This is a genomic window from Bacillus sp. FSL K6-1284, from assembly GCF_038002625.1.
In the GTDB taxonomy this organism is placed as follows: domain Bacteria; phylum Bacillota; class Bacilli; order Bacillales; family Bacillaceae; genus Bacillus; species Bacillus paralicheniformis.
Genome location: NZ_JBBOCW010000001.1, coordinates 3,198,927 through 3,223,956 on the forward strand (window position 1 = coordinate 3,198,927; position 25,030 = coordinate 3,223,956).

Below are 25,030 nucleotides of genomic sequence, written 5' to 3' on the forward strand. Positions count from 1 at the left end.
TTAATTTTTTTACATCAAAGTGACAACATCTGACTATTTTTTTACGGGGTGACATCATGCTGAAACGAGACGGTCATGTTCATTCTCCCTTTTGTCCGCACGGATCAAAAGACGAATTCAGATATTATATAGAAGAATTATGCAAAAAAGGCTTCCGATCCGTATCCTTCACCGAGCATGCGCCGCTTCCGCCTTCATTCATGGATCCGACCCCGGAGAAAGACAGCGCCATGCCGATCTCCGAGCTGGACCGCTATATTGAACGGCTGACCGAACTGAAGGAAGAATACAAAGGACAGCTCGACGTTTTAATCGGTCTTGAAGTCGATTATATCCGCACCTTTGAACACGAAACGAAAGCTTTTCTCGATCAATACGGCACGCATCTTGACGACAGCATTCTTTCCGTTCATTTTTTGCCGGCCGGATCATCGCACATCTGCCTTGACTACGATGAAAAAGCGTTTCAGCAGCTGATCGGCTGCTACGGCAGCACAGAACAGGTCTATCTCGCCTATTATGACGAAATTTATTCTTCTATTGTATCACCGCTGGGAGCATTTAAGCCAAAACGAATCGGCCACATCACGCTGGCGAAAAAATTTGTGAAGCTGTTTCCGTATTCGATGTCAGAAAGCGTCAGAAAATCGGTCTCCTCCTGTTTGGATGAAGCCGCAAAGCGCGGATACGAACTTGACTTTAATACGTCCGGCCTCCGCAAGCCTTATGCAGGCGACGTCTATATGGAAGAATGGATGATAAAAGAAGCGGAACAAAAAAACATCCCGCTTGTCTTTGGGTCTGATGCCCACCAAGCAGAGGATGCCGGATTTGGTTACGAACATTTTGAGAACCGCTTGGCTAAATAACGGCGGCTTGCCAACCTTCTCTGTACAACAGACTGAGAAGCCATGTTTTGACTTCCTTGTAATACGCCTGATAAAAGTACGGCTCGTGCGGCTGTACATACAGCACTTCTGAAATATATTGAGGCTGCAGATAAGGCATCATTAAAAGCGACTTCAGCTGAATCATAAAATGGGAAAGGGGAAAACGGGAAAATTCGTTGTCCTCATTTCCCTTTTCAATGATCAGGTGGAGAATGTACTTTTCTTTTGTTAAATATGTCGACATCACTTCGCGATTCAGTGTGGAATCAATCGTGACTTCGCGATAAACAAACCGAGTTAATTGACGGTGCTCATGCTGATACGATAGAATATCAAAAACCAATTGAAGAAGGCAATCCGTTGCACCTGCATCCGGAAGGCGTTCATAACCCTTTTCAAGGACTCTTAAATAGCCTTCATAAAAACGGGATATCAAATGCTCCATTAAACCGCCTTTTCCATTAAAATAATAGGAGATGTGGGCGACATTGACATTGGCTGCTCGGGCAATTTCGCGGACGGATGTTCCTGAAAAACCTTTTTGGTTGAACAGCTCCACGGCAGATTCGATGATCCTGTCCTTCGTGGTTGAAATAGCGTTTGATCCCATCTTGTTTCACCCCTTCTTACTTAAAACAATTCCACTTCAAGCGGAATTGTTCCTGTAAAAAGTGCTCGACAAATAGCATCACGGCAAGCGTGTTTTTGCCATTTCAAAGAAAAAGCGAGGGAAATTATCATGTTTCATGTCGAAAAAACAGAAGGCAGCAAAGAAAAAAAATACGAGCTTCTCCTCAAACAGATCGATGCGCTGACAGAAGGCGAACCTGATATGATCGCCAATACAGCAAACGCCTCCGCTCTTTTATATCAATCATTGGAAGACATCAACTGGGCGGGTTTTTATTTTGCCAAAGACGGCGAGCTTGTGCTCGGTCCGTTCCAGGGACTTCCTGCATGCGTAAGAATCCCGTTCGGGAAAGGCGTCTGCGGCACCGCTTATACAAACGGCCGGGTCGAGCGCGTTGAAGATGTGAACGCGTTCCCCGGACACATTGCGTGTGATGCGGCATCCCAATCCGAAATCGTAGTTCCGCTTGAAGTTGACGGGAACATCATCGGGGTGCTCGATATCGACAGCCCGATTAAAAACCGCTTCGATGAAACAGATGAGTATTATTTGAAAAAGTTCACAGAGATGCTTGGAGAGCGTTTAAGCGAAAAGAGCCGGTAAATCCGGCTCTTTTTTAATGTGTCATAAACCTGTTTTTCCCGTTTCGCTTTGCATTGTACAGCGCGACATCCGCCTCTTTAAAAAGGCAGGTTAAAGATTTCGGACGATCCTGAGACCAATTGGATACCCCGCACGAAATCGTCACCTTTGGATCAGTGCATTCCCTGACAAGCGTAATCAGCCTCTCAGCAAGCATTTCACCGGTGTTCAGCCCTGCTTTCGGCAAGTATACCGCAAGCTCTTCTCCTCCCCACCTTGCTGCGACGTCCTGGTCGCGGATGTTTCGCTGGATCACCCTGGCGACTTGAATGAGAATATCATCGCCTTTCTGATGGCCGTACGTATCGTTAATCTGTTTAAAATCATCGATATCAATCAATACGAGTACGCCGCTCTCATCCGCTTTCATACTGTACCCGATTTTTTCATCGAAATAGCTTCTCGAGTAAAGCTCTGTCAAACGGTCTGTTTGAACAAGATACTTCAGCCGGTCACGCAGCATCAAATTCGACACGGCGAGCGTGGAATGCCTGATCAGCGTCTGAAACAACTTAAACATTTCAAATGAAAAAGAGCAGACGTTTTTTTTCAATACGATGACAAATCCTTTGTTTTCATTATTCTCCAGCATCGGAACGCCCATTAATGAAGCATAACCGTCATTTCCAAAAAACGAAGAACCGTTTCCGACAAATACCCCGTTTTCCTCTGAAATCTTTTCTTTAACATAGCGGATGTATGGAAGGGCCGCATCCGTCTGAAAAAAACTGGTGCTTCCCGGCAGCAGGGTTTCCTCGTCCAAATGATTTTTATAAAAAAAGCCCACCTCTTCGGCGCCAAATGAACTGATCAGCCTTTCGGACAAACTCTTCATCATATCAGGGAGGCGTTTCGTCCGGTTCAGCTGATGCGATGTTTCATTAATCAGCTCCAAATTTGAAATCATATTCTGCGACTGTTCGTAAAGCCGGGAATTTTCAAATGCTTTCCCTGCCGCATTCGAAATAATGCATATATCCGCTGCCGTATCGGCAGCCCCTGGTCCAAAAGCCTTCAAAACGCCATACGTTCCCTGCCGGCCTTTAATCGGAATGTAAACTTCCGATTCATTTTTGCTCTTCGCCTGTCCTGATAAGTATGCCTCTAAGGCGAAAGAATCGGTCGATTCGCTTTGCACATCTAACTCTATCGCAGGAAGGCTGATGTATTGGTCCTCGTCGTATGACAAGAAAAGACAATATGCCAAAAAAGGAAAAACATCCCTTAAACTTTCAACCATTGTCTTGAGCACCTGCTCCTGATCCATCAGCTCATGCAGCAGCGCCGTCTTTTCATAAATCTTTGTTTTATTGAGCTCCTCATGAAATAATGCATCAAGTTTCAGACAATGCATTAAAAACAGGCGGATGGATTCAGCAAGACGTTCTGGTACTTTATAATTCTTTAGACACAAAAGTTCTATATATTTGCTGTTTTCTTCTATTGTTATAATGATATAATAATCATTTACTCTGCTGATCTGGCCGCTTTGGCCGTTCGCTCCCTGCGGTCTTGAAGAAGGACGCAATGTAAGTGATATAAACGAAAAAAATGACTCTGCTGCCGCTTTTAGCCAGGCAACAGAGTCATCGTACGAGACGGCCGGCTTTTTTAAAAGAAATTGGAACAGCTTCTGATGAAAAGACAGATATAGGTCTTCAGTTTGTTTGTTCATGGTCATCACCTTAAAAAAATCCGTTTTATGTATTTTATTTTTCTGATTATATCATAAAAAACAGGACTTTATACTTATTAACGATTCGGGCTCTTTGGGACAGTCCAAGAATGGTTGACTTTGCACAGCGGACATTATATAATCTTCTTTGTGTGAAATAATGCAGCCTTTTTGTTCTGCTTCTGTGTTTCATTTTGTTCCTTATCTATTAAGGTGTATCGTGTAACTCTTTGCTGCTGGAGCGAGGATACATGAAAACAAAATGGACATGGCTGAATTGAACAGATGGGTTTTATTTTCACAAAAATAAAACCAAAGGAGGAGTCACATTATGGCTCGCTATACAGGTCCAAGCTGGAAATTATCCCGCCGTTTAGGCATCTCTTTGAGCGGTACGGGTAAAGAATTAGAAAAACGTCCTTACGCACCAGGTCCTCACGGTCCGGGACAGCGTAAAAAACTATCAGAATATGGTTTGCAATTGCAAGAAAAGCAAAAGCTTCGCCATATGTACGGTGTGAACGAACGCCAATTCCGCAACCTTTTTGACAAAGCTGCGAAAATGGCTGGTAAACACGGTGAAAACTTCATGATTCTTCTTGAAGCACGTCTTGACAACATCGTTTACCGTCTTGGCCTAGCGCGCACTCGCCGCCAAGCACGCCAATTGGTAAACCACGGTCACATTCTTGTTGACGGAAGCCGCGTTGACATTCCGTCTTACCAAGTTAAACCTGGCCAAACGATTTCACTTCGTGAAAAATCTCAAAACCTTTCTGCAGTTAAAGAAGCGGTTGAAGTGAACAACTTCGTTCCTGAATACCTGACTTTTGACGCTGAAAAGCTTGAAGGTTCACTAACTCGCCTTCCAGAGCGTTCTGAGCTTCCTGCTGAGATCAACGAAGCATTGATCGTTGAATTCTACTCTCGTTAATAGAAAATGCTCTTTAAAGAGCATTGGCAAAAACCCTGGAATTGTTGATATATCAGCGATTCCAGGGTTTTTTGTTGTATTCTTCTTCCCCCGTTGATTCGGGGAGATTGCGGGCTGTTGATAAGCCGGGAATAAAACGGACCCAGCTCATAAGCGTCAAGTTTTTAATAGATGATTTTTCTTGCAAGATACCTCCTCACAAGCAAGATATGACAAACGTCTCCTTTTCTCTTATGCATATATTCGGTAAAATCAAATCGTTGGTTAAAGAATGAAAACGGAGGAGTGACCAACAAATGCTTATGTTTTTTGGTAAGTTTCTCTTGTTCTACTTGTTCTGTTTAGCTGCATTCGCCATTTTCAAAGTCATGTACTACAATATCAGCAAAAAATGGGTTGCAAAGACTGAAGATGGCACTAAACTGAATTGGGCTTTGAATGTCTTTGTTAAACACGGTAAGAAAATGGACAGCAACGACTGCTTTGTGATGGGGGTGTTAGCGGGATGGTGTGCGATTTATTTATAAAAAACTCCCGGAAGGCTTCGATGAGGGCCAAGATCCGTCTCGCGATACGAGGGGCATGAACTTCAGTGACTGCTTTTGTTTTAGCCTCGCCCATTTGACTGTCTCCGGTATCTCAAAACCATCTTGAATCGTCACTGAAATTGATATGCCAAACAATCTTCGGAAATACGGGCATCTCTCATTAAAAATCAAGTTAACAGTCGTTCCCCTTCGGTCTTCTTCAGACTATAAAAAACCCCAATCGCCAGATGATTGTCTAACAATTGGGGTGCAATTTACGATACATTTACTTTTGGATCTGGTCCATATTGATTTTCTTTTGTTTCGCCAGCCTGACAGTAAAAAATCAGCAGAATGACAGCACCGATAATCGGCAACAAGCCAATTAAAATCCACCAGCCGCTTCTTCCGGTATCATGCAGCCTGCGGACATTGACAGCCAAAGAGGGCACCAAAACAGCCAACTGATAAATTAAGATCAGGACGTACCCGAGGAATCCACCGCCATACCCGATGATATATCCTACTTGATATCCATCATATCCTTCCGCTGTCATGATTCCTGAAATAAATAAACTTACGATCATTACTGTTAAGATAAATAAAATAAAACATATGATACCGTTAAACAAATGAAACAACCAATATTCCTTTCGTCTTGCTCTCCCTTCAAAATTCGCATAATTCCTCAAGCCTTTCCAAAACCACTTCATACAAGTTACTCCATTGTCAAATCTATAAATTTGCGAAAAACATATGAATTATACCATAAAATATCATTATCGACCATTTACTTGAAGGATGCTCCCAAGTCATCTTAGAGGAACATTTTTTTAATTGGAATTTGAGCTTGTGCCTTTTCAAAATTTCAGTTCTCATTTCACCATTGCTTCTGTATAATATGAATCATCCATTTCGCCTCTGTAGCTCTAGAAGGGAAGAGCGCCGTAAAACATTGTAGGAACGGGTCGCAAGGCAAGGGTTTCAGAAGCACCGAAAAGCAAATAGCTGAGACAGGTGGAATTCCTGTCGGTGAAAGTCCGTAGGGAAGCGTGTTCTCCCCTAGCCTATGCTTACGAGTGAGTGCGGGTTCGAATCTCGACGGAGGCATTGATCTTTGTTCTCGAGGAAGAAGTCAAAAAACAGACAGAAGTTCACTGTCTGTTTTTTACGGCTTTGACCTGTCATATATTAAAATGTGTAAGATTCGCCGTCATCCGGCACAAAAACACGTGAAGACATTCCTTTTTCCTGAATGAAACTCTTCAATTCTTCCCGTGATAAAGTCCAATGGTTGACAGCTTCCATATGACTGGAAATGATTGTGGCGTCAGGAGCGGCTTGATAGACTTCAGCAATATCCTCTTTCCCCATGACGAGAGACCCTCCTTCAAAGAATTGATTGTCTCCTCCGTTAACGACTATGATGTCCGGCTGATGCGCAGCGATTTCTTCCCGGACACCTTCATACCAAACCGTATCCCCTGCTACATACAGCGTTTTCTCCTTTGAGTGCTTGAAGACAACGCCGCACACTTCTCCGGCAAGCTTTTTTATCTCTCCTCGTCCATGCTCGCCTTTTGTCTTGATTAATTGAATCCCCTCAAACACCGTATCTTTTGTTAAAACCACTGTATTTTGAAAACCTGCTTTTCTCACTTCCTCAGCATCTGCTTCATTTTGGACAAACAGTTTGATTTCTTTCGGCAACAGATCTTTGGCAGCATCGTCAAAGTGATCTAAATGCAGATGAGTGACGATGACTGCGTCGGTATTCTTGACGAGCTCGTCGGTTGGCACAGGCAAGGTGACTAAAGGGTTGTTTTGATCTTGTCTTGCTGAGTTCGGAAAAGGAGGATAAGTGCCTTTCTCAGCCAGCATCGGATCTATTAAAAATGTTTTGCCAGCATATTTAACGGTTAATGTTGCATTTCGAATTTGTTGAATATCCATGGTTATCATGCCTTTCCTTTTATTTACGATTAGTTTATACTATGACCGATCATCATTTAAATAGATATAGTCAAGTCTTTTTAGCATTTGACTTGATTTTTGAAAAACGTTCTTTTGAGAGGATTTGATGAAATGCTGGATCATACAGACAGGCAAATCATAGAGGAATTATCAAAAAACAGCCGGATGACCATGAAGGAATTAGGAGAGAAAGTTCATTTGACAGGGCAGGCGGCTTCCTCAAGGGTTGCAAAATTAGAGGATCAAGGAGTGATTGAAGGTTATACCATAAAAGTGAATCAAGACAAACTCGGGTGTTTTATTCACGCTTTTATCAATATCTATACAAAAAGCACTTATCATAAGCCTTATCTTTCGTTTATCAAAGCACAGCAGAAATACATCATTCAAAACTATAAAATCAGCGGGGACGGCTGTTATCTTCTCGAATGCAAGTTTCCGTCAAATCAACTGTTGGATCAATTTTTAACAGACTTAAACCATCATGCAAATTATAAACTGTCGATCGTTATTAATAAAACGGGCGTGTGAAGAATCCGCCGTCCGCTTTTTTCATAAAAAAGAGGGCCCTAAAGACCCTCTACTTCAGCCGCTTTGCTGCATTTTCCGTCTGATTCAATTGATTGTATCCGTCAGCTGACTGCTGCGCCTCTTGTTTTCGTTCCGTTTCCAGCTGCTTGTTGTAATCTTCCATAAACTTTTCTTTCGCCGCAATGAACAGGTTCATGCTACATTCCTCCCTCTTCAACGATGGAAATGCTCTACCTATTACATCTATATTTTTGACATTTCCTGAATGAACATACATGAAACATACGGACACAAAAAAACCCTTGCCGTTTGGCAAGAGCTTTTTGATTATTTATAAGTCAGCAGGAAGTATTTCTTTTTACCGCGGCGAATGACGGTAAACTGTCCTTCGATGCGGTCGTCGCCGGTGAGGACGTCCGCAACATCGGTGCGGCGCTCGCCGTTAACGTATACCGCGCCGTTTGTGATATCTTCGCGCGCCTGGCGTTTAGACGGAGACAGCTTGGATTGGACGAGCACCTCAACAAGAGGCAGTTCATCCGCTTTCTCAAGTTCCATGGAAGGAACCCCTTTAAAGCCGACCTTCACTTCTTCAGCAGTCAGCTGTTTAATATCTCCGCTGAAGAGTGCTTTTGAGATGTTGACGGCCTGCTCAAACGCTTCACGGCCGTGTACAAGAACGGTCACTTCTTCGGCGAGGCGCTTTTGCGCTTCGCGTTTTTCAGGCGCCGTCTCTGCTTTTTCAGCGAGATCTTCAATTTCTTCTTTGGACAAGAAAGTGAAGTATTTTAAGTATTTCACGACATCCCTGTCGTCGGTATTGATCCAGAACTGATAAAACTCATATGCCGATGTCTTCTCTTTATCAAGCCAGATCGCGCCGCCTTCCGTTTTTCCGAACTTCGTGCCGTCTGCTTTTGTCACAAGCGGAATCGTCAATCCGAAAGCTTTTGCATTCTCTTCAGATTTGCGGATAAGCTCGAGGCCTGACGTGATATTGCCCCACTGGTCGCTTCCGCCGATCTGCAGCTTGCATTCCTGGTTTCTGTACAAATTCAAGAAATCGAGAGACTGTAGGATCATGTAGCTGAATTCAGTATAAGATATGCCCGTCTCGATTCTGGAGCTTACCGTATCTTTGGCAAGCATGTAATTGATTCCAAAGTTTTTGCCGACATCGCGCAGGAAATCAATGACGTTCATTTTGCCGATCCAGTCATAGTTGTTCGCCATAATCGCCGGATTTTTTTCAGCTTCAAAATCCAGGAAACGCGAAAGCTGGTTTTTGATTTTCTGCGACCATTCGCGGACGATTTCTTCATTGTTCAGCGTGCGCTCCGCTTTCTTTCCGCTCGGATCGCCGATCAGGCCCGTCGCTCCGCCTACGAGCGCAATCGGACGATGTCCGGCCAGCTGAAAGCGGCGAAGCATTAATATCGGCAACAGGTGTCCGATATGCAGACTGTCAGCTGTCGGATCAAATCCGGAGTATAAGCTGATTTTTTCTTTATCCAGCAGTTCTCTCAAGCCTGCTTCATCGGTTTGCTGCTGAATCAGTCCCCTGAAGGACAAATCATCAAGTAAGTGTGTCATCATCATTTAGCTCCTTTTTTCCAAAAATAAAACGCCCCTTCGCAAAAACGAAGGGACGATAAAAATCGCGGTACCACCCTGCTTAAAAGAACGCATGGCCGCGCTCTTTTCACTCTCAATGATAACGGAAAAGCTTCCGTTCTTCTGCTACACAAAGCCCGGGAGGCTTTTTTCGCAAAAGCGGTTCGTGAGTGTAATTCAAACCATCCATATGTGCTGATTTTCACCGGCCATCAGCTCTCTAAGACAGGGAAGGATGCGTTTTACTGATCTCAGTCTTCACCTTTTGAATATTCGACTAAATCTTTTTTAACATAATATTTTTGCATTGTCAATGAGACATCAGTCTTCCATCGATGAGAGATCGCCTGCCGGAAGGTTCAGCTCCCAAGCTTTCAGGACGCGTCTCATGATCTTTCCGCTTCTTGTTTTCGGCAGTTTATCCTTGAATTCGATTTCCCTTGGCGCGGCGTGTGCGGCCAAACCTTGTTTCACGAACTGCCTGATTTCTTCTTTTAACGAATCTGACGGTTCATAACCGTCCCTCAAGGCGATAAATGCTTTAATAATTTCACCGCGGACGGGATCCGGTTTGCCGATGACGCCTGCTTCAGCGACAGCTTGATGTTCAACAAGCTTGCTTTCCACTTCAAACGGGCCGACGCGCTCGCCCGATGTCATGATGACATCGTCGATCCTTCCCTGGAACCAGAAGTATCCGTCTTCATCCATGTAGGCGGAATCTCCTGACACATACCAATCCCCCGGCATAAAATAGGAGCTGTATTTTTCAGGATTGTTCCAGATTGAATGCATCATCGACGGCCAGCCTTTTTTAATGGCGAGATTTCCCATTCTGTAAGGAGGCAGTTCATTTCCCTGGTGATCGACGATTGCAGCCTCTACGCCTGGAATCGGCTTGCCCATCGATCCCGGTTTAATTTCCATGCACGGGTAATTGCAGATGAGCTGCGCTCCTGTTTCGGTCATCCACCATGTATCATGAATCCGGTTGCTGAAGACTTTATGCCCCCATCTGATGACTTCAGGATTTAACGGCTCCCCTACGCTTAAAATATGCCGTAATGAGCTCAGATTATATTTGTTCACGAGATCGTCGCCAGCACCCATCAGCATCCGAAAAGCCGTTGGCGCGCTGTACCATACCGTCACTTCCATTTTTTCAATCGTTTCGTACCATGCTTCGGGACTGAATCTGCCGCCTACGACGACATTCGTTGCTCCATTCAGCCACGGACCGAAGATCCCGTAGACCGTTCCGGTAACCCAGCCTGGATCAGCCGTGCACCAATAAATGTCATCATCGTGCAGATCAAGAACCCATTTGGCTGTTTGATAATGCTGAATCATTGCTTTGTGGACGTGGAGAACCCCTTTTGGCGCGCCGGTCGAACCCGATGTATAGTGAAGCAGCATCCCGTCTTCCTGATCCATCCATTCAATCTCAAGATCAGTATCTGCTTCCGCCGCTTTCGCGTAATAATCGATGACAGACCCTTCTTCCTTTACGCCTTCTCCAACGACAATGATTGATTCAAGATCCGGAAGTTCGCCGGCCGGCACCCGTTCAAGCAATTCCGGCGTCGTCACGATAACCTTCGCTCCGCTGTTTAAAAGCCTGTCTTTGACAGCGCCTTCCATAAATGCTTCAAACAACGGCCCGACGATCGCTCCCAATTTGACAGCGCCGAGAAGAATAAAATAAAGCTCGGGTGATCTCGGCATAAAAACAAACACACGGTCTCCCTTTCCCACATTGGCATGCTGCTTTAAGACATTCCCGGCTTTATTCGTTTCATTTTTCATCTCTCTGAAGGTGTACTTTTCTTCGCGGACCGGATCTTTGTAGTAAAATGCCACTTTATTTTTCAAATTTGACTCAGCGTGGCGGTCGATCGCTTCATAAGCTGCATTGATTTTTCCCGTTTTGTGCCATGAAAAATGTTTTTCGGCATCCTTCCAGTCAAATGTCCGGTATGCTTCATCATAGTCTTTCAAGTTGTAGTTTCCCTTTTCTGCTGGCAACGCTTTCAATTCCATGCCCATCCCCCTTTGTTCGCTCATCAAAATATATTATAGTATAGATTTTTTATTTTCTCAATTTTTAAAAAATACTCTTCCATCCTATGAAAACGCTTAATATTTTGGTATGTTATGTATAAAAGACTTCAACTAAGATGTAAGGCGGTGGATACGTGGAGCATCACAAAACTTATCATGCCAAAGAATTGCAGACCGAGAAAGGCTCCGTGCTGATAGAGGGCCCTATCAGTCCCGAAAAACTCGCACAATATGAATTTCACAACGAGCTTACAGCCTTTCGCCCATCTCAAAAACAACATGAAGCATTAATCGAAATCGCAGGGCTTCCCGAAGGACGGATCATCATCGCCCGTTTCCGGCAAACCATTGTCGGCTATGTGACATATGTTTATCCAGACCCGCTTGAAAGATGGTCTGAAGGAAACATGGAAAATTTAATTGAGCTTGGAGCCATCGAAGTCATTCCGGCGTTCAGGGGTCACTCTGTCGGGAAGACGCTGCTTGCGGTCAGCATGATGGATCCACAGATGGAAAAATATATCATCATCACGACTGAATATTACTGGCATTGGGATCTAAAGGGGACTAATAAAGATGTTTGGGAATACAGAAAGATGATGGAGAAAATGATGAATGCCGGAGGGCTTGTCTGGTTTGCGACAGACGATCCGGAAATCAGCTCCCATCCCGCCAACTGTTTAATGGCCCGCATCGGAAAAGAGGTCAGTCAGGAGTCGATCGAGCGTTTTGACAGACTCAGATTCCACAATCGTTTTATGTATTAAGGGAGCAAAGGGGACCTGAATATGATTGTTGAAAAAATCATGAAACGGGATGTTGTGACACTTTCCAGAACGGATACGATTGAAGAAGCGATCAAACGCATGCGAACATTTCATATTAAACACCTTCCCGTCATCAATGAACGGGGAACGGTCATAGGCATCGTCACGGACAGGGACGTCAAAACAGCAAGTCCGAGTATTTTTGCCCAAAACAGATCTCACGAAGATTTAAAAAAGCCGGTGGAACTGATTATGTCAAAAGAAGTGATCACCGGTCACCCGCTTGATTTTGCCGAAGAAATATCAGCTATTTTTTTCGAACACGAAATCGGCTGCCTCCCGATCGTAAAAAACGGGAAGCTTGTCGGCATTGTGACAAAATCCGATTTGCTTCATACGTTCGTCCAGCTGACAGGAGCCCATTTTCCAGGCTCCCAAATCGAAATCAAAACCGATCATATCGCCCGTAGCCTCGCTGATATCAGCGCCATTTTCAGCAGGCGCCAAATCGCCATATTGAGCGTGCTCGTATATCCCGGTGATGAAGATGATTCGAAAATACTCGTGTTTCGCGTTCAAACGATGAATCCCGCCTCTATCATCAAAGACGTGAAGTCCAAAGGGTATCAGGTTCTTTGGCCGGCTGTTCAAAGGGATTTGCCATGAAGGACAGCGTATTTATTTTTTCTCCCTCTTACCAAACCTATCAATTTCATCAAGATCACCCGTTTAATCAGCTGCGAGTCTATGTAACATACGATCTTTTGAATACGGTCGGCGCATTTGAACCGGGAGAAACGATTGCTCCGCGCATAGCGACAGAAGCCGAGCTCGGCCTTGTTCACACAGGCGATTATATCAAGGCTGTCCAGCTTGCAGGGGCGGGAAAACTCCCGGCAGCCGAAAGCGAAAACTACGGGCTTGGAACAGAAGATACCCCTGTCTTTGCCGGGATGCACGAAGCCGCCTCCCTTTTGGTGGGCGGAACACTGACAGCTGCAGACTATGTCATGACGGGCAAAGCAAGACACGCCCTCAATCTCGGAGGCGGGCTTCACCACGGATTCAGAGGAAGAGCTTCAGGATTTTGCGTCTATAACGACAGTTCAGTTGTGATACGATATTTGCAGAAAAAATATCATGCGAAGGTTTTATATATTGATACGGACGCCCATCACGGCGACGGGGTGCAGTTTACGTTCTATGATGATCCTTCCGTGTGTACCGTCTCGATTCATGAAACCGGCCGCTACCTTTTCCCGGGAACGGGGCAAGTACAGGAAAGAGGTCATGGCGAAGGCTACGGCTACGCTTTTAATATCCCGCTCGATGCCTTCACAGAAGATGAGTCTTTTCTTGAATCCTACCGGACGGCTGTTTCTGAAATAGCCGAGTTTTTCAAACCGGACGTTATTTTGTCGCAAAACGGAGCTGACGCGCATTACTACGATCCGCTGACACACTTGTGCACGACGATGAAGATTTACGAAGAGATTCCAAAGCTCGCTCACGAACTTGCACACACCTATTGCAACGGAAAATGGATCGCTGTCGGCGGAGGCGGGTACGACATTTGGCGCGTCGTACCGAGGGCATGGGCAAGAATCTGGCTTGAAATGAAAGGAATGAAACCTGAGGATAAGATGCCTGAAAAATGGCTGAAAAAGTGGGGGAAGCAGGCATCTGTCCGACTTCCTGCCAACTGGTCCGACCCGGCAGATTTGTATCCTTCGATTCCAAGAAAATCCGAAATAACGGAAAAAAACGCCCAAACCGTTGCCAAAGCTCTTTATCCGATTCGCTCTGCCAAGCGCGCCACTTAATGCAAAAAATCCCGGCGTACAGAAAAGGCCTTGCTTTTATGCAAGACCTTGCTTTCTTCTCACTTATTTTTTTGCGATGACAATTTCGACGCGCCTGTTTTCCTTCATATGGCTCTCTGTGCGGTTGTCCTTGACCGGTTTTGTATCGGCATAACCGATGGCAAGAAAACGTGAAGAGTCGAGCTTTTCTTTCGACGTAAAGTAGCCGATCACAGTGCTCGCCCTTGCCGCAGAAAGCTCCCAATTGGATGGAAAACGGTAAGTCGAAATCGGGCGGCTGTCCGTATGCCCCTCCACACGGATCGGGTTGGACACTGATTTGAGAAGGACGGCGATTTTATGCAAAAGCGGGTGAGCCTGGTCTTTCAGATCCGCTTTTCCCGAATCAAACAAAACCGCTTCCTGAAGGACGAGGATGATGCCCCGTTCATCACGCTTGGCCGCTATCAAACTTGACAGTTCATTTTTTTCAATATAGTCGTTGATTTTCTTTAATAAATCTTCTTGGCTTTTAGCCGTTTTTTCAGCCTTCTGATCGTCCGCGTTTTCTTTTTTCAGCTCTGCGGCGGATTTGCCGTCGGCCCTGTCTTGAAATGAACCGACTGCTGCTTTAAATTTGTTTAAATCGATTTGCGACATCGAAAACAGTAAAATAAAGAACACGAGGATGAGCGTAATCAAATCCGAAAACGTGATGATCCAGTTTGACGATTTGCGCCCCTGCTCGCGCTTTCTTCGTTCATGTCTAAGCTTCATGAGCCCTGTCCTTTTGTTTTATATGATCCGCCCGCTTTTTTGCCCATTCTTCTTTTGAACTGAAAACGACAAGCTGGCTTTCCAGATTTCGCGGATTTCTTCCCGACTGGATGCCGATGATGCCTTCGATCATGACCTGCTTCTTAAAGATTTCATTCTCAGTCTTTTCTTCAAGCTTTGCGGCGATCGGTATAAACAGCATGTTGGCTAAAAGGGATCCGTAAAGCGTCGTCAAAAGGGCGATCGCCATATTCGGACCGAGCGTTTCCGGCTTGTTCAGGTTTTTGAGCATCATGACGAGTCCGACAAGGGTTCCGATCATTCCCCATGCAGGGGCAAATTCCCCCGCTTTTTCAAAGATTCTTCTTCCCTTTCTGTGCCTTTCTTCCATCGCGGCGATTTCCGAGTTCATCACATTGCGGATCGTCTCCTCGTCCCATCCGTCGATGGCAAGAAGCAGACCTTTTTTCAGAAACGGGTCTTTCATTTCATTGATATTGGCGTCCAATGATAAAATTCCTTGTTTGCGCGCCTGTTCAGACAGGCTGACAAAGGTTTTGACCAAGTCGCGTACATCGTCTTCTTCCGAAATAAAGACCTGCTTCAGCACAGCCGGCGCTCTTTTTAAATCTTTCGGGGAAAAGCTGATGAAAACAGCTGCACACAATCCGCCCGTCACGATAAAGAAAGACGTCAAATCGATAAATGAATAAAAACCGGAAAGCCCCGCTCCAGAGACAACGCCGATTACTAAAATGAAAATACCCAAAATCAAACCGACCGGTGTCAGATAATCAAATCGTTTCATTTTTTCATAATCTCTCCAGCTCATGGAAAAGAAAGCAAGCAATTCACGAAAAAAGCTGTGAACACTTGCTTTCTTTCTCGTTTATTTAATCATGATCATTTTGTTGATTGTCTGAGTTCAATGCGATGCGGCAGCTGGACAATATGCTCTTCGACTTCCTCTTTGTTCATCAGCTTTGTCAGAAGTCTCATCGCTACGGCACCGATATCATACGTCGGCTGGACGACAGTCGACAGCTGCGGCCGAACCATTAATGAAAGCCTTGTATTGTCAAAGCCGATCACTTCAAGGTCATCCGGAATAACCAGTCCTTTATCCTGTGCTGCGTGAATAACGCCGAGTGCCATTTCGTCTGTCGCTGACAGGACGGCCGTCGGTTTTTCATCCAGCTTCATTAGCGCCTCCAGCGCTTCCATTCCTGAATCGTACGTATAATCGCCTTCTGCGACATACTCTTCTTTAAATGTCAGCCCCTTATCCTCAAGCGCTCTTTTAAAGCCTTGAAGTTTTTTCGCTTGATTGACCGGCTCAGTCATAGGTCCTGATACAAACGCAAGGCGCTTATGGCCTTTTTCAATCAGCATGGTAGCCGCATCATAAATCGCCTGTTCATAATCGATCGCAACGGACGGCGTTTCCCCTTTTTCTTCAACAGATGCCGCAAGCACGATCGGAACTGGTGACCGCTTAAACTCCTCCACATGCTCTTCAGTGACATTTCCGCTCATAAAGACGATACCGTCAACTTGTTTTCCCAGCATCGTATTCAAAAGATGAAGTTCTTTGTCCATATTCTGGTCGGAGTTGCTCAAAATAATATTGTACTTGTACATCGTTGCGATATCTTCGATTCCCCTCGCCAGCTCTGAATAAAAGATGCTGGAAATATCGGGAATGATCACGCCGACAGTCGTCGTCTTTTTGCTTGCAAGACCCCTTGCCACGGCATTTGGACGATAGCCAAGACGCTCGATGGCTTCAAGCACCTTCTTTCTCGTCGTCGGCTTGACGTTCGGATTTCCGTTCACAACCCTGGAAACGGTTGCCATACTTACATTTGCTTCGCGTGCTACATCATATATTGTCACATTACTCATTTTTACCACTCCTTCAACTGGGTACACTTTTCTTTTCCTATAGCATAAACATTTTCATGTAGAGAAATGTCAAAATGTAAAACTTTATGTAAAATAAACAGAACTCAAGTTTACATTATTTTTCATAACCTGCCAAAACAAAAGGGGCTCTCTGAAATTATACACGGTTTTACCTAATATGAAAACGTTCCCTTTATTTTTATAATTAATTTAAATAAGAATAAACAGCTTTTTAATTAAAAATAAGACATTTTTTCGACAATTTTTGATGACAACTAAAAAAAGGACCGCTCGAAAGCGGTCCATAAACGAATCTTATGCTTTTACTTGAACGAGCGGCTTCAGTTCATTTAACCATTTTTCAAATGTCGGGATATCCATTTGCTGAGCAGAGTCGGAAAGCGCGACAGAAGGATCAGGGTGAACTTCGGCCATGACGCCGTCAGCTCCGATCGCAAGCGCTGCTTTTGCTGTCGGAAGCAGCAAGTCGCGGCGTCCGGTAGAATGAGTGACATCCACGAATACAGGAAGGTGAGTCTCCTGCTTCAGGATCGGCACAGCTGAGATATCAAGCGTATTTCTAGTCGCTGTCTCATACGTTCTGATTCCGCGTTCGCAAAGGATGATTTGATCATTGCCCTGTGACATGATGTACTCCGCTGCATTGATGAATTCCTTCAGCGTTGCGGCAAGTCCGCGCTTCAGCAGAACCGGCTTCTTCACTGAACCGGCGGCTTTTAAGAGCTCGAAGTTTTGCATGTTGCGGGCGCCGATTTGGATAACATCAATGTAATCAATGGCTTCTTCAATATGCTGCGGATTCACGATCTCACTGATGACGGCAAGATCATACTCATCAGCAACACGCTTTAAGATTTGCAGGCCTTCAACACCGAGGCCTTGGAAGTCGTACGGGCTTGTACGGGGTTTGAAGGCTCCGCCGCGAAGCAGTTTCAAGCCTTGCTTTTTAGCTGCGGCTGCAACTTCGGCTACTTGCTCATAGCTTTCAACCGCACACGGACCGACGATAAATCTTTGTTCTCCGTCGCCGATCTTTTCGCCTTTCAAATCAACGATCGTATTTTCAGGCTTTTTCTTGCGGGAAACGAGCAGTGCTTTGCTGTGATCGTCTTCCTGAAGCTCAAGTCCAGCTTTGAAAATCTCTTTGAAAATATGCTGGATCGTCGAGTTTTCAAACGGTCCGTCATTATTTTCAATAATTTCGTTCAGCATCGCTCTTTCTCTGACTGGATCGTAGCGGTTGATGCCTTGCGCTTCCTTCGCTTTTCCAATCTCCTGAACGATTCTTCCTCGCTCATTAATCAGCTTTAATATTTGCAAGTTTAATTCATTCGCCTGCTGCCTCAGCAAATCAAGTTCAGTGTTGCTCATGTTATCCATCCTTTCTTTTTAACTTCACCCTCTATGAGAATAAGAATGATTCAATTGATTAGGGTTTATTATAAACAATGTTTCTTAAAATGTCACGAAAAAATTCTTTATTACCAAAACGCTTTTAAGCGATAAAGCATTATATGCGGTTTATCCCTTGCTGTGCGGGTGTTTGTCGGAAGAATAAAAAAAAAAGAATCTCGTTTGATTCTTTAACTTGATAACCTGTATATTCTCTGTATTGCGGTTTCGACGCTAAAAACCCTGTCATTCAAGGCAGCCGCCTTATCATCGGCATGTTCGACAATGTTCTCCGTAAATTGTCCGATGTTCTCGATGATCGTTTTCGGGAGCCTCTCCTGCCCTCTTTTCAGTTCATCTATATCTGTTTCAAGCCGATTCAGCCGCTTGTCCATTGCGTTTAAGCGGTTTTCTACTTTGTTTAAGCGCCCGTCTATTTCTTTGAAGCGCTTGTCGATTGCGTTAAAGCGCTTATCTACTTCAACGAAACGTGCGTCCACTTCATCGAAGCGCTTGTCGATCTCAACGAAGCGTGCGTCCACTTCATCGAAGCGCTTGTCGATCTCAACGAAGCGTGCGTCCACTTCATCGAAGCGCTTGTCGATCTCAGCGAAGCGTGCATCCACTTCATCGAAGCGCTTGTCGACCTCAACGAAGCGTGCGTCGATTTTGTCTAAGCGCTTGTCGATTCCATCAAGACGCTGATTGATCGGACTCAATTCTTCTTTTAGAACGGATTGAAGCATGTCCTTTAATTCAGTGTTCAACTCATCACCTCCTGTTTTATTAATTATAACGTACAACCATGGATCAAACGATACATTATCCTAAAAAGGCATTTCCATGAGGCAAAAGCATCATAACAACATAGAAAACGGCCAAAACGCTATACGTCTTGGCCGTTTTTACCTGCGGATTATCTGCTGTTTTCCGCAAGTGCTTGAGCTGTAATTTGCGAATGGGAGGCGTGCCATTTCACGTTCCCGTTTGTAAAAATGAAGGCTTGAGGACTTTCGTGTTTAATTCCGTACTGCTCAGCGATATAGTTTGACAGCGGTCGGCTTTCCTGCACTTTTAGATAATAAGCCGGTATGTCTTCATGCTGATTGGCGAATGATTCAAATTCTTCAAACGCGCGCCTGCTGATCGGGCATGTCACACTATGTTTCAAAAAGATAAATGTATCGTTGTTTTTTGGAAGCTTTTTAAATTCATCCTCTGTTTGAATGAGCTGTTTCGACACGGTGATCTCCCTTTCCTCCATTATTTCTGGACGGTATCCGCTGTTTCCCTTGCTTCATCTTCTATTTCATTTTTGGCTTCTTCAGCCTGTTCTTCGATTTTAGTCGATGCTTCTTCCTTTAGTTCATCAGCTTTTTCAGCACCTTTGTTTCGCAAGTCTTTGACTTTATCCATGATCTGTGAAGACTGGTCGGCAACAAGCTGTGAAATCGAAGATGTCTTCTCTTTGGCGATGCTGACGTACTCAGAACCTCTCTCCCTCGCTTCGCTTGTGAGCTTTCCGGTCTTATCTTTTAAAACGACAGCCTGATTTCCGAGGTCATCGCGAAGCTCTTTCCCTGACTTCGGTGCTAAAAATAAAGCTGCGGCTGCCCCGATGATTCCGCCTACAAACGTGCCGATTAAAAAATCTTTAGTATTCATTCCATCTTTACTCATAAATTATTCCTCCTTCATCTTCTTTTGTTTCCATCTATTCCAAATTTCCAAAGCTGCATTGCTCCAGCTGACAACTTGAGAAATTTTTTCACGGTTTTGCTCTGCGGCTGATGTGACGGACTCTGAAACCTGCTGAATGGAGCTGTTAAACTGCCTGACCGATGTGCCGACTTCCTGAACGGCATCCACGACCGTATTCAGCTTCAAAGATTTTTCCTGAATATCATCAGCGAGCCGGTTCGTCTTATTCAGGAGCTCCGTTGTTTCAGCTGTGATGCCTTTCATTTGTCCTTCAACACCTTCCAGCGTTGCGGCAACATGATTGAGTGTGACTTGAAGCGATTTTAATGTTTTTGATAAATAGATAACCAGAATAAGAAAGCTGACAGCGATGAGTGCGGCGCTTAAATATAGAATAATAATCATCTTATCCTCCTCGAGCTAAGGTCTTACAATTGATGTATACCCAATTGTTTAAATCGTAAACCTTTATATTTACTTTTTCTACACGCACAGGAGAATTCCTTTAACAGAAACTCCCGGCTCCATATGTACAAAAAAGCAGCGGATTGACTCACACTGCCTTTTTCTCATTATGCTAATACATTTTCATATGCTTTTAAATACTTTTGAATGTCACCTGCGCCCATGAAAATTAACACTGCATTTTCATGCTCCTTTAAAATCGATGTGTCATTTTCATCGATCAGCTTCGCCTGCGGGATTTTCTCCTGCAAATCGCCGATCGTCAGCTTTCCTGCATTTTCCCGGGCAGATCCGAATATATCGCAAAGATATACGTAATCGGCTTTCTTGAGGCTTTCGGCAAACTCATTCAGGAACGACTGCGTACGCGTAAATGTATGCGGTTGAAATACTGCGACAACGTCCCGTTCCGGATACTTCTGTCTGGCTGCTTCAATCGTCACCGTGATTTCAGTCGGATGATGGGCATAATCGTCAATCAACACTTGGCTGCCGGCATGTTTTTCGTTAAATCTGCGTTTAACGCCGCCAAAGGTTTGCAATCCTTCTTTAATGATATCGACATCGACCTGTTCATAATGGCAGAGTGCAATAACGGCCAAAGCGTTCAGAACGTTATGGCTGCCGTATGCCGGTATATAGAAGGTATCGTAGAATGTGTTCCTGACGAAAACATCGAACGTTGTGCCCTCGGTATTTTTGATGACATTTCTCGCCTGAAAATCGTTTTCCTCGGCAAAGCCGTAGTACACGACTGGAACGTTCGCATGGATTTTCATCAAATACTCGTCGTCGCCGCATGCGATAATTCCCTTGTTCACCTGTAATGCCATCGTTTGAAATGCGTCAAATACATCATCGATATTCGCGAAATAATCGGGATGATCAAAATCAATATTAGTCATGATCGCATAATCAGGCTGATAGCTCAGAAAATGCCTTCTGTATTCACAGGCTTCAAGCACAAAGTACTCGCTGTTTTCGCAGCCTTTTCCAGTTCCGTCTCCAATCAGATAAGATGTCGGTTTTGCTTTCTGGATGACATGGGATAAAAGACCCGTCGTTGACGTTTTGCCATGTGCCCCTGTCACGGCAATACTCGTAAATTTCTTCAGATAGTCACCGAGGAATTTATGATACCGCACGACTTGCAGGCCTTCCGCTCGCGCTTTTTCAATTTCAGGATGGGTGTCGGGAAAAGCATTTCCGGCAATAACAATCATTCCCGGCTTGATATTTTCCGGATTAAACGGATATATCGGGATATTTCTCTCCTCTAAAGCGGTTTGTGTAAAAATGTACTTTTCGATATCCGATCCTTGGACATTATATCCATTATCATGGAGAATTTGGGCAAGCGGACTCATACCTGTCCCTTTTATTCCGACAAAATGATAAACAGTCATAATTGTACCTCCAACAAACGTCTATCTGCTTCCCAGTATATGACGCTTATTTCAATTTGCAACCTAAGCTCGGCCGCATCGTTTTCTTCAAAGTCATCATTATATTCAGTATCAGACATTTTCAAGAGTGAATAAACCTCCTGCGTAAAGGATTTTTTTGAACCCTTTCACGGAAGTGCTCTTAAAAACGGATTAAAACGCCGCTGCCGGCGCTTTAATATGCGGCGCTCTAAAAAAAACACGCCCATCTGCTATCATACCATGTTTAGCCGAAAAGTGAACTACTTTCTATTAACTGTTCCAGCTCGGCCTTTGTAATCAGGACTTCTCTCGGCTTACTTCCTTTCGCCTCAGAAATCATGCCTTCCCTTTCCATCATATCGATTAATCTGGCAGCTCTGTTATAGCCGATGCGAAAGCGCCGCTGCAGGCTTGAAGTGCTGGCGCTGTTTTGTTCCACGGCAAATTCGCACGCTTCCAGAAACAGTTCATCCTGATCAAATCCGGCCGGATTTTGTCTGACCAATTGTTCTTGTTCAAATAAATAGTTCGGCTCCTGCTGCTGTCTGACATGTGAAACGACACGGTCAATCTCCCGGTCGGAAACAAAGTTACCCTGCAGGCGGACCGGTTTGCCTGAACCGTTCTCCAGGAACAGCATATCCCCTTTTCCAAGCAGCTTTTCAGCTCCCGCCATATCGATAATCGTTCTTGAATCGACGGCGCTTGATACAGAAAACGCTATTCTTGTTGGTATATTGGCTTTAATCAAGCCGGTAATGACATCAACTGAAGGCCGCTGCGTCGCGATCAGAAGATGGATACCGCACGCTCTTGCTTTTTGTGCGATTCGGCAGATGCTTTCTTCCACTTCATTCGGAGCGACCATCATTAAGTCGGCAAGTTCATCAATCACGACAACAAGATAAGGAAGTTTTTCACCCATGTTCTGTTCCCGGACTTTTTCATTAAATCGTTCAATTTCCCGAACACCGGAATGGGCAAATAATTCATAGCGCCGCTCCATTTCTTCGACAACCCATTTTAATGCAGCAGTTGCCGCTTTGGCATCTGTGATGACAGGACTGACGAGATGAGGAATTTTATTATACGGAGCAAGCTCCACCATCTTAGGATCGATAAGCAGAAGCTTGACATCCCTCGGCGCCGATTTGAACAGCAGACTGACTAAGATCGTGTTGATGCATACGCTTTTCCCTGATCCCGTAGCCCCGGCAATCAACCCGTGGGGCATTTTTTTCAGATCTGCCACGACGGGCTTTCCGGAAATGTCGAGTCCGAGGGCTGCGGTCAGAGGGGACGGATTCGTTCTGAATTCCGAACTTCTGATCATTTCGCGCAAATAAACCATTTTACTATGCAGATTCGGCACTTCAATTCCGATCGTATTTTTTCCCGGAATCGGCGCTTCGATCCGAATATCTTTCGCTGACAGGCTGAGTTTAATATCATCTGACAGATTTGTAATTTTGTTGACTTTCACTCCGGGTTCAGGATGCACCTCAAATCTTGTCACAGAAGGCCCCTGGGTGACATGAACGACATTTGCTTTGACATTGAAGTTCTCAAGCGTGACGTCCAACAGCTCGCGCTGCTCGTGTATCCAGGCCTGATCATCCTGCTTTTGCGCCGGAGGCACATCAAGCAAAGACATATTCGGGAACTGATACCCTTGAGGCGCTTTTTCTTTTTGTTTATCTGATGCAAGCATCATGACATTAAACGGAACAGAGCCTTTCTTCGATCCCGGAGAAGCTCCTGTTTCCCGTTTCCGCGGAGCCTCAGGCCGCCCCTCAACTGTCCCTGTACTCTCCCGGTCCTGTTCGCTGTTTTCGGGTTCACCCGCGCTTGACGCTGTCTCTTCCGGTTCCGGTGAAAATGATGCATGCTCATGTCTCCAGCCAGCCTGGCTGCTTCCGCTTGTTTCTTCACGAGCGTCAGCCGGCGTGTTGGAATCTGTCCGGTTTTTGTTATCGGAAGGACCATCGCTCTGGTCGGATACTTCAGAACTGCGGCCAGTGTACTGCTTTTCTGGAATTGAAGCTTCCGGGTCAGGCAGCATTTCGTCCGAGCCGTTAGTCTCCCCATGTTCTTCTACGATGGTCTCTGCATCCTCTGCAGTTTCCTTCTCTTCTCCGGTTTCCTCGATCTGATCCAAAAGCTTTTCGATTTGTTCCGGCGTTTGCTCGGCGGGAATTGCTTCTTCTTCCGTTATGTTCCATGATGCGGTGGCTGTCTCTTCTTCAGCTTCATACCGCAGCGCTTTCTCTTCGGCAAGCCCGCCGCCTTCTGTCATTCGCTCTCGGCGGATTTCCGTTTCTTCCGGAATATGTGTTGAGACAGAGGTTTCCGTTCGTTCGGATTCATGCCGCAGCGCTTTCTCTTCGGCGAGCCCGCCGCCTTCTGTCATTCGCTCTTGGCGGATTTCCGTTTCTTCCGGAGTATGTGTTGAGACAGGGGTTTCCGTTCGTTCGGATTCATGCCGCAGCGCTTTCTCTTCAACGAGCCCGCCGCCTTCTGTCTTTTGCTCTGGGCGGAATTCTGTTTTTTCCGGAATATGCGTTGAGACAGGGGTTTCCGTTCGTTCGGATTCATGCCGCAGCACTTTTTCTTCAGCGGCTTCGCCACCTTCTGTGATTTGCTCTCGGCGGAAATCCGTTTCCTCCGACATATGTGGAACATCTTCAAATTCGGCTCGCCATGTCGGATTGCGACTCTCGCTTTTAGTCAGCGGACGGCCGTTCTTTTCAGTTTGCAAGGAAGGTTCTTCTCGTACCGGCTGCTTATTTCCGGCAACCTTCTGCTCTTTTTCAATTTCTTCGTTAAACAGCGTGACACGCGCTTCCATTTGTTTGTTTGCACGATATGTATAATTTTCCGGTTTGACTCTTTTCTGTTCATGAAAGCCGTAAACCGGTGACGGGATGACGGACGGCCTAAAGGGTTTTTTCGCCGCTTTCTCTTCATGATGATAGGAATTTCCGGGTTTCGGCTGAGAAGCTGTGTGCCGGCCTGCCGGGCGGCGGGTCCTTTGTTCGCGGCTGTCATCCTTTTCCCGCGGCCGCGAGTTTTGATCAGGTATAACCGGGAAGCGGAATTTCCCTTTTGGATATTCATATAAGACTTTTGCGTCGGAAATTTGCGGCATTTCTTCGTCTTTCTCTATAAATGAATCCGCCTCAAACTCTTCTATGTGCTTTTTTTGTTTTTCATTATCTTCATCATCGCCTAAAAACAGGCTGAACATTTTATTAAACCAGCTCATGAATCATCACTCTCTAACTCCCTTAAATT

Annotated in this window: 26 protein-coding genes and 1 other annotated feature; of the genes, 8 read left to right on the forward strand and 18 right to left on the reverse strand. The window is 45.1% G+C overall.

Annotated elements, in window-relative coordinates; all coding sequences use genetic code 11:
* The first annotated feature begins 56 nt into the window (after window positions 1–56).
* Window positions 57–869, forward strand: coding sequence for a histidinol-phosphatase HisJ (gene hisJ, locus MHB72_RS16330; RefSeq protein ID WP_216919784.1), 813 nt, complete (start codon window positions 57–59; stop codon window positions 867–869).
* Here the strand turns inward: hisJ and refZ are convergent.
* A complete protein-coding gene (refZ, locus tag MHB72_RS16335) occupies window positions 862–1,500 on the reverse strand; it encodes a forespore capture DNA-binding protein RefZ (RefSeq protein WP_216919782.1) in 639 nt (212 codons plus the stop codon). The two genes, hisJ and refZ, sit on opposite strands and share 8 nt — an antisense overlap.
* Before the next feature lie 129 nt (window positions 1,501–1,629).
* On the opposite strand from refZ, the gene MHB72_RS16340 reads away from it, so the two are divergent.
* Entirely contained in the window at window positions 1,630–2,124 is a 495-nt protein-coding gene (locus tag MHB72_RS16340; protein WP_020452594.1) for a GAF domain-containing protein, read from the forward strand.
* A gap of 13 nt (window positions 2,125–2,137) precedes the next feature.
* Here MHB72_RS16340 and MHB72_RS16345 read toward each other — a convergent pair whose 3' ends face one another.
* On the reverse strand, window positions 2,138–3,838 hold the full coding sequence (locus MHB72_RS16345) for a sensor domain-containing diguanylate cyclase (protein ID WP_216919780.1): 1,701 nt from the start codon (window positions 3,836–3,838) through the stop codon (window positions 2,138–2,140).
* 331 nt (window positions 3,839–4,169) lie between these two features.
* Here MHB72_RS16345 and rpsD point away from each other — a divergent pair, with 331 nt between their 5' ends.
* Entirely contained in the window at window positions 4,170–4,772 is a 603-nt protein-coding gene (gene rpsD, locus MHB72_RS16350) for a 30S ribosomal protein S4 (RefSeq protein WP_020452596.1), read from the forward strand.
* Between the two features lie 52 nt (window positions 4,773–4,824).
* On the opposite strand, the gene MHB72_RS16355 is transcribed toward rpsD, so the two are convergent.
* Window positions 4,825–4,959 carry a hypothetical protein gene (locus tag MHB72_RS16355; RefSeq protein ID WP_268461664.1) on the reverse strand — a complete coding sequence of 45 codons (135 nt, stop codon included), beginning with the start codon at window positions 4,957–4,959 and terminating at the stop codon, window positions 4,825–4,827.
* A gap of 109 nt (window positions 4,960–5,068) precedes the next feature.
* On the opposite strand from MHB72_RS16355, the gene MHB72_RS16360 reads away from it, so the two are divergent.
* Window positions 5,069–5,299, forward strand: coding sequence for a hypothetical protein (locus MHB72_RS16360; protein WP_065643623.1), 231 nt, complete (start codon window positions 5,069–5,071; stop codon window positions 5,297–5,299).
* A gap of 275 nt (window positions 5,300–5,574) precedes the next feature.
* Here MHB72_RS16360 and MHB72_RS16365 read toward each other — a convergent pair whose 3' ends face one another.
* Window positions 5,575–6,012: a DUF805 domain-containing protein gene (locus tag MHB72_RS16365; protein ID WP_026579070.1), complete on the reverse strand. Its 438-nt coding sequence runs from the start codon at window positions 6,010–6,012 to the stop codon at window positions 5,575–5,577.
* 478 nt (window positions 6,013–6,490) lie between these two features.
* On the reverse strand, window positions 6,491–7,252 hold the full coding sequence (locus MHB72_RS16370; RefSeq protein ID WP_186439855.1) for an MBL fold metallo-hydrolase: 762 nt from the start codon (window positions 7,250–7,252) through the stop codon (window positions 6,491–6,493).
* A 132-nt stretch (window positions 7,253–7,384) separates the two neighbouring features.
* Here MHB72_RS16370 and MHB72_RS16375 point away from each other — a divergent pair, with 132 nt between their 5' ends.
* The gene (locus MHB72_RS16375; RefSeq protein ID WP_144499104.1) at window positions 7,385–7,804 is read left to right on the forward strand and encodes an Lrp/AsnC family transcriptional regulator; all 420 of its coding nucleotides are present in this window, start codon (window positions 7,385–7,387) and stop codon (window positions 7,802–7,804) included.
* A gap of 49 nt (window positions 7,805–7,853) precedes the next feature.
* Here MHB72_RS16375 and MHB72_RS16380 read toward each other — a convergent pair whose 3' ends face one another.
* The 3 genes from MHB72_RS16380 to acsA all read right to left on the reverse strand — a co-directional run bounded on the left by MHB72_RS16380 (window position 7,854) and on the right by acsA (window position 11,458).
* Complete coding sequence (locus MHB72_RS16380) at window positions 7,854–8,000, reverse strand: hypothetical protein (RefSeq protein WP_176275258.1); 147 nt, start codon at window positions 7,998–8,000, stop codon at window positions 7,854–7,856.
* Window positions 8,001–8,131: 131 nt separating this feature from the next.
* Window positions 8,132–9,397: a tyrosine--tRNA ligase gene (gene tyrS, locus MHB72_RS16385; protein WP_023855507.1), complete on the reverse strand. Its 1,266-nt coding sequence runs from the start codon at window positions 9,395–9,397 to the stop codon at window positions 8,132–8,134.
* Window positions 9,398–9,445: 48 nt separating this feature from the next.
* Window positions 9,446–9,686, reverse strand: a binding site (T-box leader).
* Between the two features lie 53 nt (window positions 9,687–9,739).
* Complete coding sequence (gene acsA, locus MHB72_RS16390; protein ID WP_020452599.1) at window positions 9,740–11,458, reverse strand: acetate--CoA ligase; 1,719 nt, start codon at window positions 11,456–11,458, stop codon at window positions 9,740–9,742.
* A 155-nt stretch (window positions 11,459–11,613) separates the two neighbouring features.
* On the opposite strand from acsA, the gene MHB72_RS16395 reads away from it, so the two are divergent.
* The 3 genes from MHB72_RS16395 to MHB72_RS16405 are packed head-to-tail and all read left to right on the forward strand — an operon-like array spanning window position 11,614 to window position 14,069.
* Window positions 11,614–12,246, forward strand: coding sequence for a GNAT family N-acetyltransferase (locus tag MHB72_RS16395; RefSeq protein WP_026579068.1), 633 nt, complete (start codon window positions 11,614–11,616; stop codon window positions 12,244–12,246).
* A 21-nt stretch (window positions 12,247–12,267) separates the two neighbouring features.
* A complete protein-coding gene (locus MHB72_RS16400) occupies window positions 12,268–12,912 on the forward strand; it encodes an acetoin utilization AcuB family protein (RefSeq protein ID WP_144499105.1) in 645 nt (214 codons plus the stop codon).
* Window positions 12,909–14,069, forward strand: a complete 1,161-nt coding sequence (locus MHB72_RS16405; RefSeq protein WP_216919778.1) for an acetoin utilization protein AcuC — start codon at window positions 12,909–12,911, stop codon at window positions 14,067–14,069. Before MHB72_RS16400 ends, MHB72_RS16405 begins: the two co-directional genes overlap by 4 nt.
* Window positions 14,070–14,132: 63 nt before the next feature.
* On the opposite strand, the gene motS is transcribed toward MHB72_RS16405, so the two are convergent.
* From motS to MHB72_RS16455, 10 genes are all read right to left on the reverse strand, one after another.
* Window positions 14,133–14,825 carry a flagellar motor protein MotS gene (gene motS, locus MHB72_RS16410; RefSeq protein ID WP_020452603.1) on the reverse strand — a complete coding sequence of 231 codons (693 nt, stop codon included), beginning with the start codon at window positions 14,823–14,825 and terminating at the stop codon, window positions 14,133–14,135.
* Entirely contained in the window at window positions 14,815–15,633 is an 819-nt protein-coding gene (motP, locus tag MHB72_RS16415) for a flagellar motor protein MotP (RefSeq protein ID WP_020452604.1), read from the reverse strand. The genes motS and motP overlap by 11 nt, the downstream gene beginning before the upstream one ends.
* Window positions 15,634–15,728: 95 nt before the next feature.
* Window positions 15,729–16,730, reverse strand: coding sequence for a catabolite control protein A (ccpA, locus tag MHB72_RS16420; RefSeq protein ID WP_216919776.1), 1,002 nt, complete (start codon window positions 16,728–16,730; stop codon window positions 15,729–15,731).
* Between the two features lie 315 nt (window positions 16,731–17,045).
* Window positions 17,046–18,122 (reverse strand): bifunctional 3-deoxy-7-phosphoheptulonate synthase/chorismate mutase, encoded by a 1,077-nt coding sequence (locus MHB72_RS16425; RefSeq protein WP_003184447.1) that lies wholly within the window; start codon window positions 18,120–18,122, stop codon window positions 17,046–17,048.
* A 212-nt stretch (window positions 18,123–18,334) separates the two neighbouring features.
* Entirely contained in the window at window positions 18,335–18,910 is a 576-nt protein-coding gene (locus tag MHB72_RS16430; RefSeq protein ID WP_197407192.1) for a hypothetical protein, read from the reverse strand.
* A 149-nt stretch (window positions 18,911–19,059) separates the two neighbouring features.
* Window positions 19,060–19,386: a bacillithiol system redox-active protein YtxJ gene (gene ytxJ / locus MHB72_RS16435; RefSeq protein ID WP_146873372.1), complete on the reverse strand. Its 327-nt coding sequence runs from the start codon at window positions 19,384–19,386 to the stop codon at window positions 19,060–19,062.
* 20 nt (window positions 19,387–19,406) lie between these two features.
* On the reverse strand, window positions 19,407–19,823 hold the full coding sequence (locus MHB72_RS16440; RefSeq protein ID WP_020452608.1) for a YtxH domain-containing protein: 417 nt from the start codon (window positions 19,821–19,823) through the stop codon (window positions 19,407–19,409).
* A gap of 3 nt (window positions 19,824–19,826) precedes the next feature.
* Complete coding sequence (locus MHB72_RS16445) at window positions 19,827–20,249, reverse strand: DUF948 domain-containing protein (RefSeq protein ID WP_020452609.1); 423 nt, start codon at window positions 20,247–20,249, stop codon at window positions 19,827–19,829.
* Between the two features lie 167 nt (window positions 20,250–20,416).
* A complete protein-coding gene (murC, locus tag MHB72_RS16450) occupies window positions 20,417–21,715 on the reverse strand; it encodes a UDP-N-acetylmuramate--L-alanine ligase (RefSeq protein ID WP_216919773.1) in 1,299 nt (432 codons plus the stop codon).
* Between the two features lie 265 nt (window positions 21,716–21,980).
* The gene (locus MHB72_RS16455; protein ID WP_216919771.1) at window positions 21,981–25,001 is read right to left on the reverse strand and encodes a DNA translocase FtsK; all 3,021 of its coding nucleotides are present in this window, start codon (window positions 24,999–25,001) and stop codon (window positions 21,981–21,983) included.
* Between the last annotated feature and the right edge of the window lie 29 nt (window positions 25,002–25,030).

What these genes read in the sequence shown, in the direction of transcription:
- MHB72_RS16440 (WP_020452608.1), bottom strand. Translation starts at nt 19,823, where the DNA reads ATGAGTAAAGATGGAATGAATACTAAAGATTTTTTAATCGGCACGTTT.
- tyrS (WP_023855507.1), bottom strand. Translation starts at nt 9,397, where the DNA reads ATGACACACTTACTTGATGATTTGTCCTTCAGGGGACTGATTCAGCAG.
- rpsD (WP_020452596.1), top strand. Translation starts at nt 4,170, where the DNA reads ATGGCTCGCTATACAGGTCCAAGCTGGAAATTATCCCGCCGTTTAGGC.
- ccpA (WP_216919776.1), bottom strand. Translation starts at nt 16,730, where the DNA reads ATGAGTAATGTGACAATATATGATGTAGCACGCGAAGCAAATGTAAGT.
- MHB72_RS16425 (WP_003184447.1), bottom strand. Translation starts at nt 18,122, where the DNA reads ATGAGCAACACTGAACTTGATTTGCTGAGGCAGCAGGCGAATGAATTA.
- MHB72_RS16345 (WP_216919780.1), bottom strand. Translation starts at nt 3,838, where the DNA reads ATGAACAAACAAACTGAAGACCTATATCTGTCTTTTCATCAGAAGCTG.
- acsA (WP_020452599.1), bottom strand. Translation starts at nt 11,458, where the DNA reads ATGGAATTGAAAGCGTTGCCAGCAGAAAAGGGAAACTACAACTTGAAA.
- hisJ (WP_216919784.1), top strand. Translation starts at nt 57, where the DNA reads ATGCTGAAACGAGACGGTCATGTTCATTCTCCCTTTTGTCCGCACGGA.
- MHB72_RS16455 (WP_216919771.1), bottom strand. Translation starts at nt 25,001, where the DNA reads ATGAGCTGGTTTAATAAAATGTTCAGCCTGTTTTTAGGCGATGATGAA.
- MHB72_RS16400 (WP_144499105.1), top strand. Translation starts at nt 12,268, where the DNA reads ATGATTGTTGAAAAAATCATGAAACGGGATGTTGTGACACTTTCCAGA.
- motP (WP_020452604.1), bottom strand. Translation starts at nt 15,633, where the DNA reads ATGAAACGATTTGATTATCTGACACCGGTCGGTTTGATTTTGGGTATT.
- MHB72_RS16365 (WP_026579070.1), bottom strand. Translation starts at nt 6,012, where the DNA reads ATGAAGTGGTTTTGGAAAGGCTTGAGGAATTATGCGAATTTTGAAGGG.
- MHB72_RS16445 (WP_020452609.1), bottom strand. Translation starts at nt 20,249, where the DNA reads ATGATTATTATTCTATATTTAAGCGCCGCACTCATCGCTGTCAGCTTT.
- MHB72_RS16380 (WP_176275258.1), bottom strand. Translation starts at nt 8,000, where the DNA reads ATGAACCTGTTCATTGCGGCGAAAGAAAAGTTTATGGAAGATTACAAC.
- refZ (WP_216919782.1), bottom strand. Translation starts at nt 1,500, where the DNA reads ATGGGATCAAACGCTATTTCAACCACGAAGGACAGGATCATCGAATCT.
- MHB72_RS16370 (WP_186439855.1), bottom strand. Translation starts at nt 7,252, where the DNA reads ATGGATATTCAACAAATTCGAAATGCAACATTAACCGTTAAATATGCT.
- murC (WP_216919773.1), bottom strand. Translation starts at nt 21,715, where the DNA reads ATGACTGTTTATCATTTTGTCGGAATAAAAGGGACAGGTATGAGTCCG.
- motS (WP_020452603.1), bottom strand. Translation starts at nt 14,825, where the DNA reads ATGAAGCTTAGACATGAACGAAGAAAGCGCGAGCAGGGGCGCAAATCG.
- MHB72_RS16405 (WP_216919778.1), top strand. Translation starts at nt 12,909, where the DNA reads ATGAAGGACAGCGTATTTATTTTTTCTCCCTCTTACCAAACCTATCAA.
- MHB72_RS16375 (WP_144499104.1), top strand. Translation starts at nt 7,385, where the DNA reads ATGCTGGATCATACAGACAGGCAAATCATAGAGGAATTATCAAAAAAC.
- MHB72_RS16340 (WP_020452594.1), top strand. Translation starts at nt 1,630, where the DNA reads ATGTTTCATGTCGAAAAAACAGAAGGCAGCAAAGAAAAAAAATACGAG.
- MHB72_RS16360 (WP_065643623.1), top strand. Translation starts at nt 5,069, where the DNA reads ATGCTTATGTTTTTTGGTAAGTTTCTCTTGTTCTACTTGTTCTGTTTA.